General features: G+C 74.8%; 15 protein-coding genes and 5 tRNA genes. 8 read left to right on the forward strand and 12 right to left on the reverse strand.

What is annotated here, in order from left to right:
• Positions 1–222: 222 nt before the first annotated feature.
• From C569_RS0124825 to C569_RS0124835, 3 genes are all read right to left on the reverse strand, one after another.
• A complete protein-coding gene (locus C569_RS0124825; RefSeq protein WP_026268606.1) occupies positions 223–1,869 on the reverse strand; it encodes a PKD domain-containing protein in 1,647 nt (548 codons plus the stop codon).
• A 166-nt stretch (positions 1,870–2,035) separates the two neighbouring features.
• Positions 2,036–2,107 (reverse strand) — tRNA-Val (locus C569_RS0124830).
• An 11-nt stretch (positions 2,108–2,118) separates the two neighbouring features.
• Positions 2,119–2,191 (reverse strand) — tRNA-Gly (locus C569_RS0124835).
• A 158-nt stretch (positions 2,192–2,349) separates the two neighbouring features.
• On the opposite strand from C569_RS0124835, the gene C569_RS0124840 reads away from it, so the two are divergent.
• Positions 2,350–2,595, forward strand: coding sequence for a DUF6458 family protein (locus C569_RS0124840; protein ID WP_018788446.1), 246 nt, complete (start codon positions 2,350–2,352; stop codon positions 2,593–2,595).
• Positions 2,596–2,677: 82 nt separating this feature from the next.
• On the opposite strand, the gene C569_RS0124845 is transcribed toward C569_RS0124840, so the two are convergent.
• The 4 genes from C569_RS0124845 to C569_RS0124860 all read right to left on the reverse strand — a co-directional run bounded on the left by C569_RS0124845 (position 2,678) and on the right by C569_RS0124860 (position 3,874).
• Positions 2,678–3,496 carry an isocitrate lyase/phosphoenolpyruvate mutase family protein gene (locus C569_RS0124845; RefSeq protein WP_018788447.1) on the reverse strand — a complete coding sequence of 273 codons (819 nt, stop codon included), beginning with the start codon at positions 3,494–3,496 and terminating at the stop codon, positions 2,678–2,680.
• Positions 3,497–3,608: 112 nt separating this feature from the next.
• A tRNA-Val gene (locus C569_RS0124850) sits at positions 3,609–3,683 on the reverse strand.
• Positions 3,684–3,696: 13 nt separating this feature from the next.
• Positions 3,697–3,767, reverse strand: a tRNA-Cys gene (locus C569_RS0124855).
• A gap of 34 nt (positions 3,768–3,801) precedes the next feature.
• Positions 3,802–3,874, reverse strand: a tRNA-Gly gene (locus C569_RS0124860).
• A 275-nt stretch (positions 3,875–4,149) separates the two neighbouring features.
• On the opposite strand from C569_RS0124860, the gene C569_RS0124865 reads away from it, so the two are divergent.
• Positions 4,150–4,752, forward strand: coding sequence for a TetR/AcrR family transcriptional regulator (locus tag C569_RS0124865; protein WP_026268607.1), 603 nt, complete (start codon positions 4,150–4,152; stop codon positions 4,750–4,752).
• Positions 4,753–4,949: 197 nt separating this feature from the next.
• Here C569_RS0124865 and C569_RS0124870 read toward each other — a convergent pair whose 3' ends face one another.
• A complete protein-coding gene (locus C569_RS0124870; RefSeq protein ID WP_026268608.1) occupies positions 4,950–5,750 on the reverse strand; it encodes a hypothetical protein in 801 nt (266 codons plus the stop codon).
• Positions 5,751–5,940: 190 nt separating this feature from the next.
• Between C569_RS0124870 and C569_RS0124875 the strand changes: the two genes are divergently transcribed.
• The 4 genes from C569_RS0124875 (at position 5,941) to C569_RS0124890 (ending at position 9,670) form a co-directional block, all read left to right on the forward strand.
• Complete coding sequence (locus tag C569_RS0124875; RefSeq protein WP_018788450.1) at positions 5,941–6,609, forward strand: methyltransferase; 669 nt, start codon at positions 5,941–5,943, stop codon at positions 6,607–6,609.
• Positions 6,610–6,618: 9 nt separating this feature from the next.
• The gene (locus C569_RS0124880; RefSeq protein WP_018788451.1) at positions 6,619–7,782 is read left to right on the forward strand and encodes a cytochrome P450; all 1,164 of its coding nucleotides are present in this window, start codon (positions 6,619–6,621) and stop codon (positions 7,780–7,782) included.
• Positions 7,783–7,919: 137 nt separating this feature from the next.
• Positions 7,920–8,852, forward strand: a complete 933-nt coding sequence (locus tag C569_RS0124885) for an ABC transporter ATP-binding protein (protein WP_026268609.1) — start codon at positions 7,920–7,922, stop codon at positions 8,850–8,852.
• Positions 8,849–9,670 (forward strand): ABC transporter permease, encoded by an 822-nt coding sequence (locus C569_RS0124890; protein WP_018788453.1) that lies wholly within the window; start codon positions 8,849–8,851, stop codon positions 9,668–9,670. Before C569_RS0124885 ends, C569_RS0124890 begins: the two co-directional genes overlap by 4 nt.
• Positions 9,671–9,685: 15 nt before the next feature.
• On the opposite strand, the gene C569_RS0124895 is transcribed toward C569_RS0124890, so the two are convergent.
• Genes C569_RS0124895 through C569_RS0124910 form a run of 4 tightly spaced genes read right to left on the reverse strand, consistent with a single transcriptional unit; the run spans position 9,686 to position 13,929 of the window.
• Complete coding sequence (locus tag C569_RS0124895) at positions 9,686–10,363, reverse strand: response regulator transcription factor (RefSeq protein WP_018788454.1); 678 nt, start codon at positions 10,361–10,363, stop codon at positions 9,686–9,688.
• The gene (locus tag C569_RS0124900; RefSeq protein WP_026268610.1) at positions 10,360–12,018 is read right to left on the reverse strand and encodes a sensor histidine kinase; all 1,659 of its coding nucleotides are present in this window, start codon (positions 12,016–12,018) and stop codon (positions 10,360–10,362) included. The genes C569_RS0124895 and C569_RS0124900 overlap by 4 nt, the downstream gene beginning before the upstream one ends.
• Positions 12,019–12,064: 46 nt before the next feature.
• Positions 12,065–12,796, reverse strand: a complete 732-nt coding sequence (gene bioD / locus C569_RS0124905; RefSeq protein ID WP_018788456.1) for a dethiobiotin synthase — start codon at positions 12,794–12,796, stop codon at positions 12,065–12,067.
• Entirely contained in the window at positions 12,793–13,929 is a 1,137-nt protein-coding gene (locus C569_RS0124910) for an 8-amino-7-oxononanoate synthase (protein ID WP_018788457.1), read from the reverse strand. Before C569_RS0124910 ends, bioD begins: the two co-directional genes overlap by 4 nt.
• Before the next feature lie 161 nt (positions 13,930–14,090).
• Between C569_RS0124910 and bioB the strand changes: the two genes are divergently transcribed.
• Together bioB and C569_RS0124920 are read left to right on the forward strand one after the other, a co-directional pair.
• Positions 14,091–15,086, forward strand: a complete 996-nt coding sequence (gene bioB, locus C569_RS0124915) for a biotin synthase BioB (protein WP_018788458.1) — start codon at positions 14,091–14,093, stop codon at positions 15,084–15,086.
• A gap of 7 nt (positions 15,087–15,093) precedes the next feature.
• On the forward strand, positions 15,094–15,312 hold the full coding sequence (locus C569_RS0124920; protein WP_018788459.1) for a hypothetical protein: 219 nt from the start codon (positions 15,094–15,096) through the stop codon (positions 15,310–15,312).
• The last annotated feature ends 3 nt before the right edge of the window (positions 15,313–15,315 follow it).

Genomic DNA, 15,315 nt, shown 5'->3' on the forward strand with positions numbered 1-15,315 from the left:
TACTCCACCCTGGCGTTCCTGAAGGGTCTGAAGCAGGTCGACGGCTGGCAGGACATGCCCCTGACCAAGGCCGCCCAGACCGTCCAGGTGTCCGCCTACCCCGACCACTACGCCCAGTGGGAGCAGCAGGCCGCCGACCTGGTAGCCGAACACTGGAACAAGTAAGCGAGACAGGCCGGCACCCCGACGACGGGGTGCCGGCCTGCACGCGTACCCGATGGGTCAGGCCGGGGGCAGGACGAACGTCCACGTGGTGGTGGTCGTGCTGGCCGCGGCACCGATGGCGGTGAGCCCGCCGTAGCTGCCGGTCGGCACGCCGCTCGCCGAGTCGGCGAGCAGGCCGGTCACCCGGCCGCCGCCGGTCTGCGAGGTGTTGCTGCGCACCGCCACGCCGGACGGCGGGGTGAGCGCGGCGGAGGTGCTGTCGCCGTGCAGCCAGTACGACACGGCCCAGCTCTGCACGGCGGTCACCGGCACCGACGGGGTGATCCGGGTGGCGGTGCTCGCCGGGTCGGTGGCCCCGGCGAAGACCGGCGCGCCCGGTGCCACCCCCCGGTACGCGGCCAGCACCAGGTTGCCCTTCGCCTGACTGTCCAGTGTCACCCGGACCGCCGTGCCGGCGTCACCCGCGCTCGCGGTCTTCCACCAGGCGGTGGTGGTGGCGAAGCCGCCGTCGACGCGGTCGAGCCTGGTCCAGCCGGTCACCCCGGCCGGCTCACCGGTGCCGGTGTGCGTGTTCTGGCTGAGCAGAAGCAGCAGCGTGTCACCGGCCTGCACGCCCGCCGGAACGGTGACTGTGTGGCTGGTCCAGTTGGCGTTCGCGGTGGCCTGGCCGACGAACGAGATCCGCTGCGGTACGGGCGCGACAGTCACGTCGACGGTCGCGGTGCCGGTGGCGCCCCGGTCGTCGGTGACGGTGAGCGTGACCGGGTAGGTGCCGGCGGCCGCGTACGTGTGCGACGTGGTCGGCACGGAGGCCGTACCGGTGGTGTCCCCGTCGCCGAAGCTCCAGCTGTGGTCCTGGATCGCGCCGTCGGCGTCGGTGGAGGCCGCGCCGGAGAACGAGCACACCAGTCCGGAGCAGGTGGGCGTCACCGCTGCCACCGGCACCTGGTTGGCCGGGCCGCCCGATCCCTTCAGGATCTTCACGTAGTCGATGTCGCCGGCGAAGTAGTCGCAGGTGACCTTCGTGCCGTCGCACTGGCTCTTGCCGCCGGCGGACAGCGGCCATGTGTTGGCGATGGTGCCGGTCGGCCCGTTCAGGCGGCTGGTCCGGACGCCGTCGACGTACATCTCCACGTACGCCGACGTGCGGTTGCAGGTGACCGTGTGCCACTGGCCGTCGGAGATCGGCACGTCCGTGTAGCCGGTGCGGGAGGCACCGTCCGCGCCCCGGAACAGGCACTTCGGTCTGCCGTTCGGGGCCTCGAACTTCCAGTAGCCGCCGGCCGTGTTGCCCTGTCCCTTCTGGAGGATGTTCCCGAAGGAGTACGTGGTCCGGTAGCGGATGGTCACCGAGAAGTCTCCGGCGTCCGGGTTGAAGTCGGTGCTGTGCGGCACCAGGTCGACGTGACCCGGGACGTACTCCTTGTCGGTGGGCAGGTGGGTGGCGAAGCGGTGGCCGGTCGCCCCGGCGTAGAGCGCGCCGGCGACCACCTCGCCGCCGATCGTGCCGTGGCGGCCGTTGCCGCTGTAGTCGGTCAGCATCGTCGACGCCGCCGGCTCGTCCATGCTGAAGAACGCCACCGTCCGCGTCGCGGTGGCCTGCGCGGGCGCGGCCGGGACCGTCACCCCGGCCGCCGCGACGACAGCCGCCACCCCCAACCGGACGGTTGTCCGCCGCCACCGTCCCCGCTCGATCGTGTGCATGTGACCGCCTCCTGCGTATCGGGCATCACAGTGACACGCGTGGTGGCGGCAGCTGAATAACCCGCACGGCGGAGCCGGGTGACCGATGTGGCCGGCACGAACAGTCCGGTGGGTTACGTCCGCCGATCGACCGGTGGCACCGGCGGGCGGGGAGGGTGACTCTCGGTGGGCGATACTGGGTTTGAACCAGTGACCTCTTCCGTGTCAAGGAAGCGCGCTCCCACTGCGCCAATCGCCCGGGCAATCGCGAGCGGACGACGGGATTCGAACCCGCGACCCTCACCTTGGCAAGGTGATGCGCTACCAGCTGCGCTACGTCCGCGTGCCGCCGGTTCGCGCCGGCGACGGGGTGAACTCTACCCGATGCCAAGATCGCCGTGCGGCAGGCCCCCGCCGCGTCGGGTGGCCGTGTGGTTGCGCTGTTCACCGCCGGGGTACTGAGGCCGGTGACAGCACAACCATCCCCCGAAGGAGGCTGTCGTGGGTATCGGTACGAGCATTTTCCTGATCGCGGTCGGCGCGATCCTCACGTTCGCGCTCAACGCCAGCGTCGGCGGGATCGACCTCGACGTCGTCGGCTGGATCCTGATGGCGGCCGGCGTGCTCGGCCTCATCATGACGACGCTGGTCCGGGGCCGCCGTCGTCAGGTGGTCACCACCGACGCCGAGCAGCCGGTGGAGTACCGCCGGGTCGAGGAGCGCCGGGACGTCGCGCCGCCGATGTGACAGCACCCGGGGGCCGACGGAGCTGATCGGTCCCCGACCCGACGGGGGCGCCACACGGCGCCCCCGTCGGCGTGTGGCGGGGTCAGTCGCGCATCAGCTCGTTCAGCGCGTCGAAGTCGAGCCCGCCGGTGAGTGCGCCGTACGTCCCGGCGCCGAGCACCTCCGCCGCCGCCCGCTGGGCCACCGCGTACGCCACCTCGGCCACCGCCGGCCCGATGCTCACCCGGGCCACGCCGAGCCGGGCCAGCTCGGCGATCGGCGGCGCGCCCGGCCCGGCCAGCACGTTCAGCGGCGCCGGGATCGCCGCCGCCAGCGCGGCCACCGTCTCCGGCGCCACGGTTCCGGGTACGAAGATCCCGTCCGCGCCGGCCGCCAGGTACGCCTCGGCGCGCGCGACCGTCTCCGGTACGCCACCGGCCCCGCGCAGACAGGTGTCGACCCGCGCGTTGACGTACAGCGGGATGCCGGCGCGGTCGGCGGTGGCCCGGACCGCGGCGAGCCGGGCGACCTGCTCGTCGACCGGGCGCAGTGGTCCCCCGCCGTCGTGCCAGGAGTCCTCCACGTTGACGCCGACGGCCCCGGCGGCGAGCACCGCGGTGATCGTCTCGGCGACCTCGGCGGGGCTGTCGCCGTACCCGGATTCGATGTCGGCGGTGACCGGCACGCGGACCGCGTCGGCCACCCGGCGGATCACGTCGACGGCGGTGTCCCGGGCCAGCGCGTCGCCGTCCGGGGCGCCGCGGCTCCACGCGACCCCGGCGCTCGTGGTCGCGACCGCCCGGGCGCCGGCCGCGGCGACGAGCCGGGCGCTCAGCGCGTCCCAGGCGTTGACCAGGATCAGTGGCTCACCGGGCAGGTGCAGGGCACGGAACTGTCGGGCTCGGGTTTGCTGATCGTCCACCGGGCCAGTCTGGGTGGGGTCGTCCGGTCACGGCAATGGCCAGCGGCGCGGTACTGGACTGGTCGATGACGACGAGAAAGGCCGTGTCGAATGATCGACACGGCCTTTCCGCTGGTGGGCGATACTGGGTTTGAACCAGTGACCTCTTCCGTGTCAAGGAAGCGCGCTCCCACTGCGCCAATCGCCCTCGTCCAATGCCGAGGTGGAGACGGGATTTGAACCCGTGTACACGGCTTTGCAGGCCGTTGCCTCGCCTCTCGGCCACTCCACCGAGGTTGCCCCCGAACTGCGTGGCGGCATCTCCGAGCGGACGACGGGATTCGAACCCGCGACCCTCACCTTGGCAAGGTGATGCGCTACCAGCTGCGCTACGTCCGCACGCCCCCGGGTGTTATCCGGTGACGGATGAGAACTTTAGCCGAGCCCGGGAACGGTTGCCAAATCGGGGGCCGTTCCGGCGCGTCCCGATGTCGCCGACGCCGCAGCGCGCAGGCTTCCTAGGAGCCTGGGCGGATGCCCCCGCAGGCCCGCAGGCAGGGCCGCGACCTGCGGAATTTGCTCGGCGAGCCGAGTGTCCGGCATCCGACTGTCCCACCGCCGACCGGCCGCTTCGGTAACTCCCTGTGGTCATGAGGATGGGTTACCGTAACGCCGTGACGAGACGAGCCGCCGAGATCCGCCTGGACGCGCTATTGCGTACGGCCTGCGAGGTAATCGCGGAACGAGGGCTCGCCAACACCCGCACCGCGGACGTGGCCGAGGCCGCCGGGGTCAGCCAGGCGCTCGTCTTCTACCACTTCGCGACGAAGGACCGGCTGCTCGCGCAGGCCTTCGCGTACGCGGTCGAGCAGGATCTCGCCCGCCTCGACGCGGTACTGCGCTCCTCCGCCCCGCCGCTGGCGAAGATGCGGCGGATGCTGCGCCTCTACACGCCGACCGGCCGGGCCACCTCCTGGTCGATGAGGATCGACGGCTGGGCGGAGTCGCTGCGTACGCCCGAGTTGGAGAAACTCTCCCGCCGCCTCGACCTGCGGTGGCGGCAGGACCTGGCCGCGGTGATCACCGCCGGGGTCGCCGAGGGCACGTTCGACTGCCCCGACCCGGCCGGCGCGGCCTGGCGGATCAGCGCGGTGATGGACGGACTGGCGGTCCAGATCGCGGTGCACGAGCGGGTGATCACCCGCCGGCAGATCGCCGAATGGATCCGCCTGGTGGCCGCCCGGGAACTGGGCCTGGAACCCAGCCAGCTCGACTGACCGCCTGCTCCCCTCCACCCCGCCCCGCCGCCCTGGCCCGCCCTGGCCCGCCCGCCCTGGCCCGCCCGTACCGGTGATCAAGGGGTTTGCGTCCCCATCCCGGTCGGCAGAGAACGCAAACCCCTTGATCAACGGGGAGAGGCGACCGGGACGGGCGACGGGGAGGGTCAGCCTGTGGGGGGCCGAGGCGGCGAGCGTCAGTGCCAGCGTGGGCGGGGGCGTTCGAAGGAGGGGTCGGCGGACGGGCGCAGCAAGCGGCGCATCCGCAGCAGCAGACCGGCCCCCAGGAACAGCAGCAGCCCGCCGAGCAGGAACGCGGCCTGCACGATGCCGAATCCGCCGCTGTCGGCCACCGGCCGCCCGGCCACGCCACCCGGCGCGGGCGGCTCCACCACCGTGGCGTCGGTCGGCTCGTCAGTGGGCTCCTCGGCCGGCGGCTCGCCGGTCGGCGTCTCCGTGGGCTCCGCGCTGGTGGGTGCCGGCGTCGGCGCCTCCTCCCCCACCACCTCCCGGGAGGCGGTACGCCGGGCCAGCAGCCGCAACTGCGGGTCGTACGCCTCGGCGGCGAAACTCACCCGCCCGCGCCCGACGTCCTCGGCGAACGCCACCCGGTAGCGGGCGGTCACGGTACGGCCGGGGCAGAGCACACCCGGGTCGAGTTGCCGGTCGGTGAGCCGGGCGGTGTCCTCCTCGGTGCGGATCTCCAGCGGGAACGAGCCGTTGTCCTCCACCCGGTCCACCTTCAACTGGTCCAGGCGCAGGCCCTGCACCCGCACCAGCATCGACCAGCGCACCTTGACACAGCCGCCCCCGTCCGAGCGGGACACCACGGCGGACAACGTCTCCACCCGGTTCCCGGCGGTGAACTCGTCCGGCAGACCGCTCAACTCGGTGGAGAAGGCCGCCGCCGCCCGCGCCGGCAGGGCTCCGCCGTACCCGGTCCCGGCCACGAACGTCAGCACCAGTCCGATCCGCAGCGCGTGCCGCCACCCGCTCACCACGCCTCCTCGCTCTCGGTCGTGTCCACAGGCAACGCTAGAAGCCCGCCGGGCGGGCCGGTAGACGGGCGTGTTCGCATCCAACGCCACAACAGGGGGGCTGTTTCACCGACCGTGGTGAACCGGTCACGACCGCGCCGTGACACGCCCGGGATGCGGGTCCGGACACCCGGTGGGACACAATTCTCCGGTGTCCGAGCTGTCCGCCGCGTTCGTCCGGCTGCACGCCCGCCTCGCCCCGGTGGCGTTCGTTCCCGAGGTGCGGCTGCACCAGGCCGACGAGCCGATCGGCCTCTGGGAGCTGACCGAGGGTGAGTTCCGCAGCGCCCAGCCGCCACCGTTCTGGGCGTTCGCCTGGGCCGGCGGGCAGGGGTTGGCCCGCTACGTCACCGACCATCCGGAGCTGGTCGACGGCCACCGGGTGCTGGACCTGGCCTCCGGTTCCGGCCTGGTCGCCATCGCCGCGGCCCGCGCCGGCGCCGCCGCCGTCCGGGCGGTCGAGGTGGACGAGCGGGCCGTCGCGGCCGTCGCGCTCAATGCCGAGGCCAACGGGGTACGCGTCGACGCCGAACTCGCCGACATCCTCGACTCCGACGCCGGTGACGCCGAGGTGGTGCTGGCCGGGGACGTCTTCTACAGCGAGGCGATGGCCCGCCGGATGCTGCGTTTCCTGCTCCGGGCCGCCCGTGCCGGCGCCCGGGTGCTGGTGGGCGACCCGGGCCGGGCGTTCCTGCCCCGCGAGCGGTTCCACGAGCTGGCCGCGTACGACGTGCCGGTGTCGGAGGCGCTGGAGAGCGTACGGGTGAAGCACACCACCGTGTGGGAGCTGGACCCGAACCCGCCCGGCGCCCGCCGCTAGCGTTACCGCGTGCTGTTCCGGGGCTGGGGGGAGTCCGTCGACGGGCCGTGGCCCGACGCGGCCACCGTGGTCGACCACGTCGGCGTGCCGCACGTGGTGGTGACCCGGCACGCGCTCGTACGCCGGGTGCTCACCGATCCGGCGACGTTCCGGCCGGACAACGCGCTCGACGCGGTCACCCCGATCCCGGTGGCCGCGCTGCGGGTGCTCGCCGGGCACCGGTTCCGGCTGCCGCCGACGCTGGCGAACAACGGCGGCGCCGGTCACCCGGAGATCCGCGGCATCGTCGCCGACGCGCTGCACCCGCACCGGGTGGACGCCCAGCGTCAGTGGCTGACCGGGCTGGTCCGGGAGCGGGTAGCCGGGCTGGCCGCGGCGCTGGACGCGGGCCGACCGGTCGACCTGTACGCGGGTCTCGCCGCCGACCTGCCGCTGCTGGTGCTGGCCCGGCTGGTGGAGCTGCCGGAGGCCCCGGTCGGCGCGGTGAAGGACTTCGCCCGGGCCGCGCTGGAGTTGTTCTGGGCGCCGCTGGACTCCGCCCGGCAGCTCACGCTGGCCGCCGAGGTGGGCCGGTTCCACACCGTGCTGCGGGAGTTCGCCGCGACCGGGGGCGGGCTCGCCGCGCGGCTGCGCGAGGCCGGGCACTCCCCCGACGTGGTCGTCGGCGCGTTGTTCTTCCTGCTGGTCGCCGGGCAGGAGACCACCTCGCAGTTCCTCACCCTGCTGCTACACCGGCTGTCCGGCGAACCGGCGGTACGGGCCGGGCTGCGCGCGGGCACGGTCGCCGTGGACGACGTGGTCGAGGAGGGACTGCGGCTGGAGCCGCCGATCGTCACCTGGCGGCGCGTGGCGGCAGTCGACACCACGCTCGGCGAGGTGCCGGTGGCGGCGGGCACCAGCGTGGTGGCCTGGCTGGCCCGTGCCGGTCGTGATCCGGCCGTGGTGGGCGCGCCGGGCGAGTTCCGCCCGGGGCAGCCCGGCTCGCGGCGGCACCTGGCGTTCGGCGCCGGGCCGCACCGCTGCGTCGGGGCGCAGCTCGCCCGGATGGAGGCCGCTGTGGTGGTCGCCGAGGCGGCAGCGCTGCTCGACGGCGTGACTGTGGTGCGACCGCCGTGGTGCCCGGACAACCTCACCTTCCGGATGCCGGACGCGTTCGTGGTCCGCCGCGGTTGAGCGCTGCGGGTGTTTGTTAACAAGGGGCCCTTCCTCTACCGGAGGCGTTAACGAGGGGCCCTTCCTTACGAAAGTCAGGGCGGGTGGCTGCCGTTCGACGGCGGTGCGGCACCCCCGTCGCCCCATAGCGTCGCCGCATGATCACACTTCGTGCGTTGACGAAACGGTTCGGCGACGTGACAGCCGTCGACGACCTGACCGTCGACATCCGCCCCGGGCAGGTCACCGGGTTCCTCGGCCCGAACGGCGCGGGCAAGTCCACCACCATGCGGATGGTGCTCGGCCTGGACCGCCCCACCGCCGGGCAGGCGCTGGTGAACGGCCGGGACTACCGGACGCTGCGGCACCCGCTGCACGAGGTCGGCGCGCTGCTCGACGCCACAGGCGTGCACCCGGCCCGCTCGGGTGTGGCGCACCTGCGGGCGATGGCGCACAGCAACGGCGTACCGGCCCGGCGGGTGACCGAGGTGCTCGACCTGGTGGGCCTGGACGCCCGCGCCGCCGGCAAGCCGGGCCGGGCGCTGTCGCTGGGCATGGGTCAGCGCCTCGGCATCGCGGGCGCGCTGCTCGGCGACCCGCCGGTGCTGCTGCTCGACGAGCCGGTCAACGGGCTCGACCCGGACGGCGTGCGGTGGATCCGCGGGTTCACCCGCCGCCTCGCCGACGAGGGGCGCACCGTCCTCGTCTCCAGTCACCTGATGAGCGAGATGCAGCAGACCGCCGACCGGGTGGTGGTGCTGGGGCGCGGCCGGCTGGTGGCCGACGCGCCGCTGGCCGAGCTGATCGCCGCCCGGCCCGCCGCGTCGGTCCGGGTACGCGGGCCGGAGCCGGCCGCGCTCGCCGCCCTCGGCGACCGGCTGGCCGCCGAGGGCGCGACGGTCACCGCCGCCGACGGCGGGATGGCCGTCGCCGGCAGCACCGCCGGCCGGGTCGGCGACCTGGCGTACGAGATGGGGGTACGCCTGCACGAGCTGACCCCCGTCGCCCCCTCCCTGGAGGAGGCGTTCCTGGAGCTGACCGCCGACAGCGTGGAGTACGCCGCCGGCCCGACCGGAGGTGACACCCGATGACCGCACAGTCCACGCTCGACCCGGCCCGGCGGACCACCCGGCCCGCCCCGGCCGGACATCCGCTCGCCGGGGCGGTGGCCGCCGAGTGGACGAAGCTCTGGTCGGTCCGCTCCACGTGGTGGACGCTGCTCGCGGCGGTGCTGACCATGACGGCCACCAGCGTCCAGCTCGCCATCTACGCGCGCAACGGCAACACCGACGACGACCCGGCGAACGACTCGGGCGTGGTGGACGTCGGCGAGATCGTGGCCGGGTCGCTGGAGCTGACCCAGTACGTGGTGCTGGCGCTTGGCCTGTTCGCGATCACCAGCGAGTTCGCCACCGGCACGATCCGCACCACGCTGCGGTGCACCCCGTCGCGGGGACGGGTGCTGGCGGCCAAGGCGTCGGTGGTGGGCGCTGTGACGTTCGGCCTCGGGCTGCTGCTCGGCACCGTGGGCGCGGTGGTGGCCCGGCCGGTGCTGGGCGAGTGGGGCCGCGCCCCGCTGGGCGGCACGGTGGCCGACGTGGTCGCGTGCACGGCGTACCTGGCGCTGGTCGGCGTGCTGGCGCTCGGCCTCGCGGCGGCGCTGCGCGGCGCGGTGCTGACGCTGACCGTGCTGTTCGCGCTGCTGATGATCGTGCCGCTGTCGTTGCAGGAGCCGGACATCACGGTGCTCACCCGGATCGCCGATGCGTTCCCCGGGGTGGCCGGCAACCACTTCCTCGCCGGGGACACCGAGCCGTACCCGGCGGCGGCAGGGCTGCTGCTGCTCGCCGCCTGGACCGCCGCCGCGCTGGCGCTGGGCCGGTGGGCGCTGGCCCGGCGCGACGCCTGAGCGGGGTGGGGCTGGTCAGCCGGTGGGCGGGACCAGCCCCGCCTCGTACGCGAGGATCGCCGCCTGCACCCGGTTGCGCACGTCCAGCCGGGTGAAGATGCTGGTCAGGTAGCTCTTCACGGTGCCCTCGACCAGGTGCAGCCGGCGGGCGATCTCGGCGTTCGACAGCCCCGCGCCGACCAGCGCCAACACGTCGCGTTCCCGGTCGGTGAGCCCGGCCAGCCGGTCCCGCGCGTACGGGCCACGGGCCAGCCGGCCGCCGCTCAACTCGATCACCCGGCGGGCCACCCGCGGCGACAGGTACGCCCCGCCGTCGGCCACCGCCCGCACCCCGGCCAGCAGTTCACGCGGGTCGCCGGACTTGAGCAGGAACCCGGCGGCGCCGTGGCCGAGCGCGCGGGCGATCAGGTCGTCGTCGCCGAACGTGGTGAGCATGACAGCCGCCGTCTCCGGCACCAGCCGGCGGATCTGCGCGGCGGCGCTGAGCCCGTCGCCGCGGGGCATCCGGATGTCCAGCAGCGCCACCCGGGGCCGGTGCGCGCGGACCAGCTCGACCGCGGCCAGGCCGTCGCCCGCCTCGCCGACCACCTCGATGCCGGGGTCGGCGGCCAGGATCGCCCGGACCCCGGCCCGGACCAGTGCCTCGTCGTCGGCGAGCACCACCCGCAGTGGACGCCCGTGGTCGTCGCTCATGATCCGATCCGCTCCTTGCTGACCAGCCGCCCGTCGGCGAAGCAGAGCCGCCAGGTCGCCTGGGCGAACGGGAAGTTGCCGTCGGTGTAGAACTCGCAGCCCGGCACCGCGCCGGTGGCGGGCGGGTCGGCCTCCCGCCGGGGCAGCCCGAGCGCGGCACGCGGCTCACCCAGGCGCAGCCGTTCGTAGCCGGCCCGGTCGAGCACCGCGCCGGCCGTGGCGAGCGGGTAGTAGACGCCCGCCAGCACCAGAGCCAGCCCGGCGGGCGCGCCGAACGCGACGAGCAGGCTGTGCCGCACCCGCCGCCGGGCCTCCCGCAGCCGCCGCTCCGCGTCCCCGTGTCCGTCCCGGCCGGGTACGCCGACGCGTCCGGGGTCGAGCGGGTCGATCTCCGCGAGGTCGTCGTCGCCGGGTCGCGGGGCGGTCGCCCCGGAACCGTCAGTCGGGCCGGTGACCGGCGGACCGGCGTCTGCGAGGGCCGACGTCCCGGAGGCCCGGATCGGGCCGGCGACCGATGAACCGGCGTCCGCGCGGCCGGGCGGCGGCGTGCCCGGACGGGCCGCGTCGGCGAGCGGGACGCGGGCGGTGACCGCCCAGCCGCCGTCGCGCGGGCCTGCGTCCAGGGTGCCGCCGGCGAGGCGTACCCGCTCGCGCAGCGCCAGCAACCCGGAGCCGTGCGACGGCGGCCCGGGCAGCGGACCGCCCGGTGGTGGCGCGTTCACCACCGCGACAGTCACCGCACCGGCCTCGCGCGTCACAGCGACGGTGACCGGGGCGCCGGGGGCGTAGCGGGCGGCGTTGGTGAGCGCCTCCCGGACCACCCGGTGCACGGCGTGCGCGGGCAGCGGCGGCAGGTCCGCCTCGTCGGCGCGCAGGTCGACAGTCATCCCGGCGTCGCGCGCGCCGTCGACCACGTCGGCGACCGTCTCCCCCGGCGGCCGCAGCGTGCGCTCCTCCCGCAGCACGCCGATCACCTCGTGCAGCCGTTCGGTGGCGGCGGCGACGCTCGCCCGCAGCTCACCGGCCGCCGCCCGGTACGCCGGGGACAGGTCCGGCGCCAGTTCCAGCGCGCCCGCCCGCAGTGCGATGAGGCTCAGGTCGTGACCGAGCGAGTCGTGCATGTCCTGGGCGATGCGGGCCCGCTCGCGCAGGCGTACCCGTTCGACCTCGGCCCGGCGCTCGGCCCGCGCGTGCCGCAGCCCGGCGTCGGCGAGCGCGCGGTGCTGCCGCCGCAACCGGCCCAGCAGCCAGGGGAACACCCCGGCGAAGAGAAGCACCGAGGCGAGCAGGAACCAGGTGGACGGCTCGGTGCCGAGCAGCCCGAGGTTGAGCACCGAGCCGGTGACCGCGATGGCGGCGAAGACGGCGGCGGCCGGTGCGGCCCGGTCGCTGCGCCGTCCGGCGAGGTAGCCGAAAACCGGGATGGCGAACACCACGTTGCCGTCGACGAGCGAGCCGGCCACCACCGCGAGCACCGCGACCAGCGGCCACCGGCGGCCGATGCACACCGCCACGCCGAGCAGCGCCAGCGCGGCGGCCAGCGGCGGCAGCTCACCGATCTGCGGCGGGGTGAGCCGGCCGTACGCGACGGGTGCCGCGAGTACGGCCCAGAGCAGCAGGTCACCGGCCCGGCGTTGGCGTTCGCGGGGTTCCACGGCGGTCACGCTACCCACGCCCGGCCGGGGCGGGCACCGACGAAAGTCAGGTCTCCTCGGCCCAGGCCCGCCAGTCGTCCAGCACGCCGTAGAGGGCTGGGGTGAGCCAGCCGGGCGCTGATCGGCGGAACACGCCCGGGTCCATCCCGCCCGCGCCGGCCGGCACCGCGCCGAGCAGGTTCGGCACCAGCTCGGACAGGTTCAGCCAGTGCACCAGTTCCGGCTCGGCCGGCCAGGCGCCGATCACCACACCGGCCGGGACGGCCCGCCGCTCCAGCGCCTCCAGCGTCAGCGCCGTGTGGTTGAGCGTGCCGAGCCCGGCCCGCGCCACCACCACCGCCGGCGCGCCGAGCGACACCGCCAGGTCGGCCACCGTCCACGGTTCGCCGGACGGGCGCAACCCCATCGGTACGAGCAGCCCGCCCGCGCCCTCGACGAGCACCAGGTCGTGCTTGTCCGCCTCCTCGCGGATCGCGTCGACGGCGCTGTACAGCTCCAGCGGCGGCAGCTCCGCCACCCGGGCCGCGGCCAGCGGGGCCAGCGGATCGGGGTAGCTGGCGAGCGTCCGACCGGTGAGCGGGGCGGCCAGCCGGGTCACCGAGTCGACGTCGCCGGGCTCGCCTGTCGCCGTACCCGTCTGGCCCGGCTTGACCACGGCGACCCGCAGGCCGGCCGCCTGCGCGGCGGCGGCGACGGCGGCGGTCACCACCGTCTTGCCGACCTCGGTGTCGGTGCCGGTCACCAGCACCGGCCCGGTCCAGGCGTCGCCGAAGCTCATGGCGCACACTCCACGATCACGTCCAGCGCCCGGTCGAAGTCGGCCCGGTCCACGCCGGCGCTGACGGTGAGCCGCAGCCGGGACCGGTTGTCAGGGGTGGACGGGGGACGGAAACAGCCGACCGCGACGCCGCGGTCCCGGCAGGCGGCCGCCCAGGCAGTCGCCTGCTGCGGGCCGGGCGCGGTCACCGAGATCACCGCGCCGTCCGGGGCGGACACGGACAGCCCGGCCCCGCCGAGGCGGCGCACCGCCGCCGCGACCCGGTCGGCCAGTTCGGTGCGCAGCGCGTCACCGGTGCGGGCCAGCCGTACCGCGGCGTGCACCCCGGCCACCACCGCGGGCGGCGGCGCGGTGTCGAAGATGAAGGTGCGGCCGGTCTCCACCAGGTGGCGGACGAACTCGGCCGGCCCGGCGACCACGCCGCCGGCCCCGCCGAGCGCCTTGGACAGCGTCGCGGTGACCACCACGTCGGGCGCGCCGGCGAGCCCGCCGGCGGCGACCCCGCCGGCGCCGGCCGGGCCGGTGACGCCGAGCGCGTGCGCGTCGTCGACGAGCAGCAGCGCGCCGTGGCGGCGGGCCACCGCGTGCAGCTCGGCGAGGGGGGCCAGGTCGCCGTCGACGGAGAACACCGACTCGGTCACCACCACCGCCGGGCGGCCCGGCGCGGCGGCCAGCGCCGCGGCCACCGCGGCGACGTCGGCGTGCGGCGTCACGAGCGTCTCGGCGCCGGAGATCCGGCAGCCGTCGATCAGCGAGGCGTGGTTGTGGGCGTCGGAGACGAGCAGCGTACGCGGCTGCGTCAGCCCCCGGACGGCGGCGAGGTTGGCCAGGTAGCCGGAGGAGAACACGAGCGCCCGGTCGACGCCGAGCCAGTCGGCCAGGTCGTCCTCCAGCGCGTGGTGGGCGTCGGTGGACCCGCGCACCAGACGCGACCCGGTGGCGCCCAGCCCGTACGCGGACAGGGCCTCCGCCGCGGCGGCGGTGACCTCGGGGTGGGTGGCCAGGCCGAGGTAGTCGTTGCCGGCCAGGTCGACCACTGCGTCGTCGGCGGCCCGGGGGCGCAGCGTGCGGGTCAGCCCCGCCCGGGCCCGCAGCTCGGCGCGGCGGTCCAGGGCCGCCAGCCAGTCCGCCACCGTGCCGTCCCCTCCCGCCGACTCTCCCCGCCCCGCCGGGCGCTTCCGCGGGGCGAAGTTACCACCCGCGCCGAGGGCCCCGGCGTGGCGCGGTCCCGGCTCGCCGCAGGGCCGGCAGCGGCGGTTTCCCGCGCTCACGGTGGCCTGTTAGGTTACGAGCCATGCCAGAGATCCTCGACCAGGCCCGGGAGCGGGTGCTGGGCAACGGCGTCGGCCTCGACGAGGCCGGCATCCTCGCGGTGCTGAACCTTCCCGACGAGCACCTGCCCGCCGCTCTCCAGCTGGCCCACGAGGTCCGGATGCGCTGGTGCGGTCCGGAGGTCGAGGTCGAGGGCATCGTCTCGCTGAAGACCGGCGGCTGCCCGGAGGACTGCCACTTCTGCTCGCAGTCCGGCCTGTTCACCTCGCCGGTGCGCTCGGTCTGGCTGGACATTCCCGCGCTGGTCGAGGCCGCGAAGCAGACCGCCGCGACCGGGGCCACCGAGTTCTGCATCGTGGCCGCGGTGCGCGGCCCGGACGCCCGGCTGATGAAGCAGATGCGCGAGGGTGTGGCCGCCATCCGTGCCGCTGTCGACATCCAGGTCGCCGCGTCGCTCGGCATGCTCACCAAGGAGCAGGTCGACGAGCTGGTCGAGATGGGCGTGCACCGCTACAACCACAACCTGGAGACCTGCCGCTCCTACTTCCCGAACGTGGTCACCACGCACTCCTGGGAGGAGCGCTGGGAGACGCTGCGGATGGTCCGCGAGTCCGGCATGGAGGTCTGCTGCGGCGGCATCCTCGGCCTCGGCGAGACGGTCGAGCAGCGCGCCGAGTTCGCCGCCCAGCTCGCCGAGCTGGACCCGCACGAGGTTCCGCTGAACTTCCTCAACCCGCGCCCCGGCACGCCGCTCGGCGACCGCCCGGTGGTGGAGGGCAAGGACGCGCTGCGCGCCATCGCCGCGTTCCGGCTGGCCATGCCGCGCACCATCCTGCGGTACGCGGGCGGCCGCGAGCTCACCCTCGGTGACCTCGGCACCCGCGAGGGTCTGCTCGGCGGCATCAACGCGGTGATCGTCGGCAACTACCTGACCACGCTGGGCCGGCCCGCGACGGCCGACCTGGAGCTGCTGGAAGACCTGAAGATGCCGGTGAAGGCGCTCTCGGCGACCCTGTGAGGCAGCGGTGACCGAATCCTCACCCGCCACGGCGGCCCTCCCGGCCGTGCGCTGGTGCGACAGGTGCGGCGAGTCGGTGGCGACCGGGCCGCACCCGGCGTGCGAGGCGGCCCGTGCCTGGGAGCCGCCGCGCTGGTGCGCGTCCTGCCGGCGGCGGATGAAGGTGCAGGTGGTACCGGCCGGGTGGTCGGCGGTCTGCGTCGAGCACGGCGAGCGGCGGGGCTGAGAC

It is taken from the genome of Micromonospora sp. CNB394 (assembly GCF_000374985.1).
Classification (GTDB): domain Bacteria; phylum Actinomycetota; class Actinomycetes; order Mycobacteriales; family Micromonosporaceae; genus Micromonospora; species Micromonospora marina.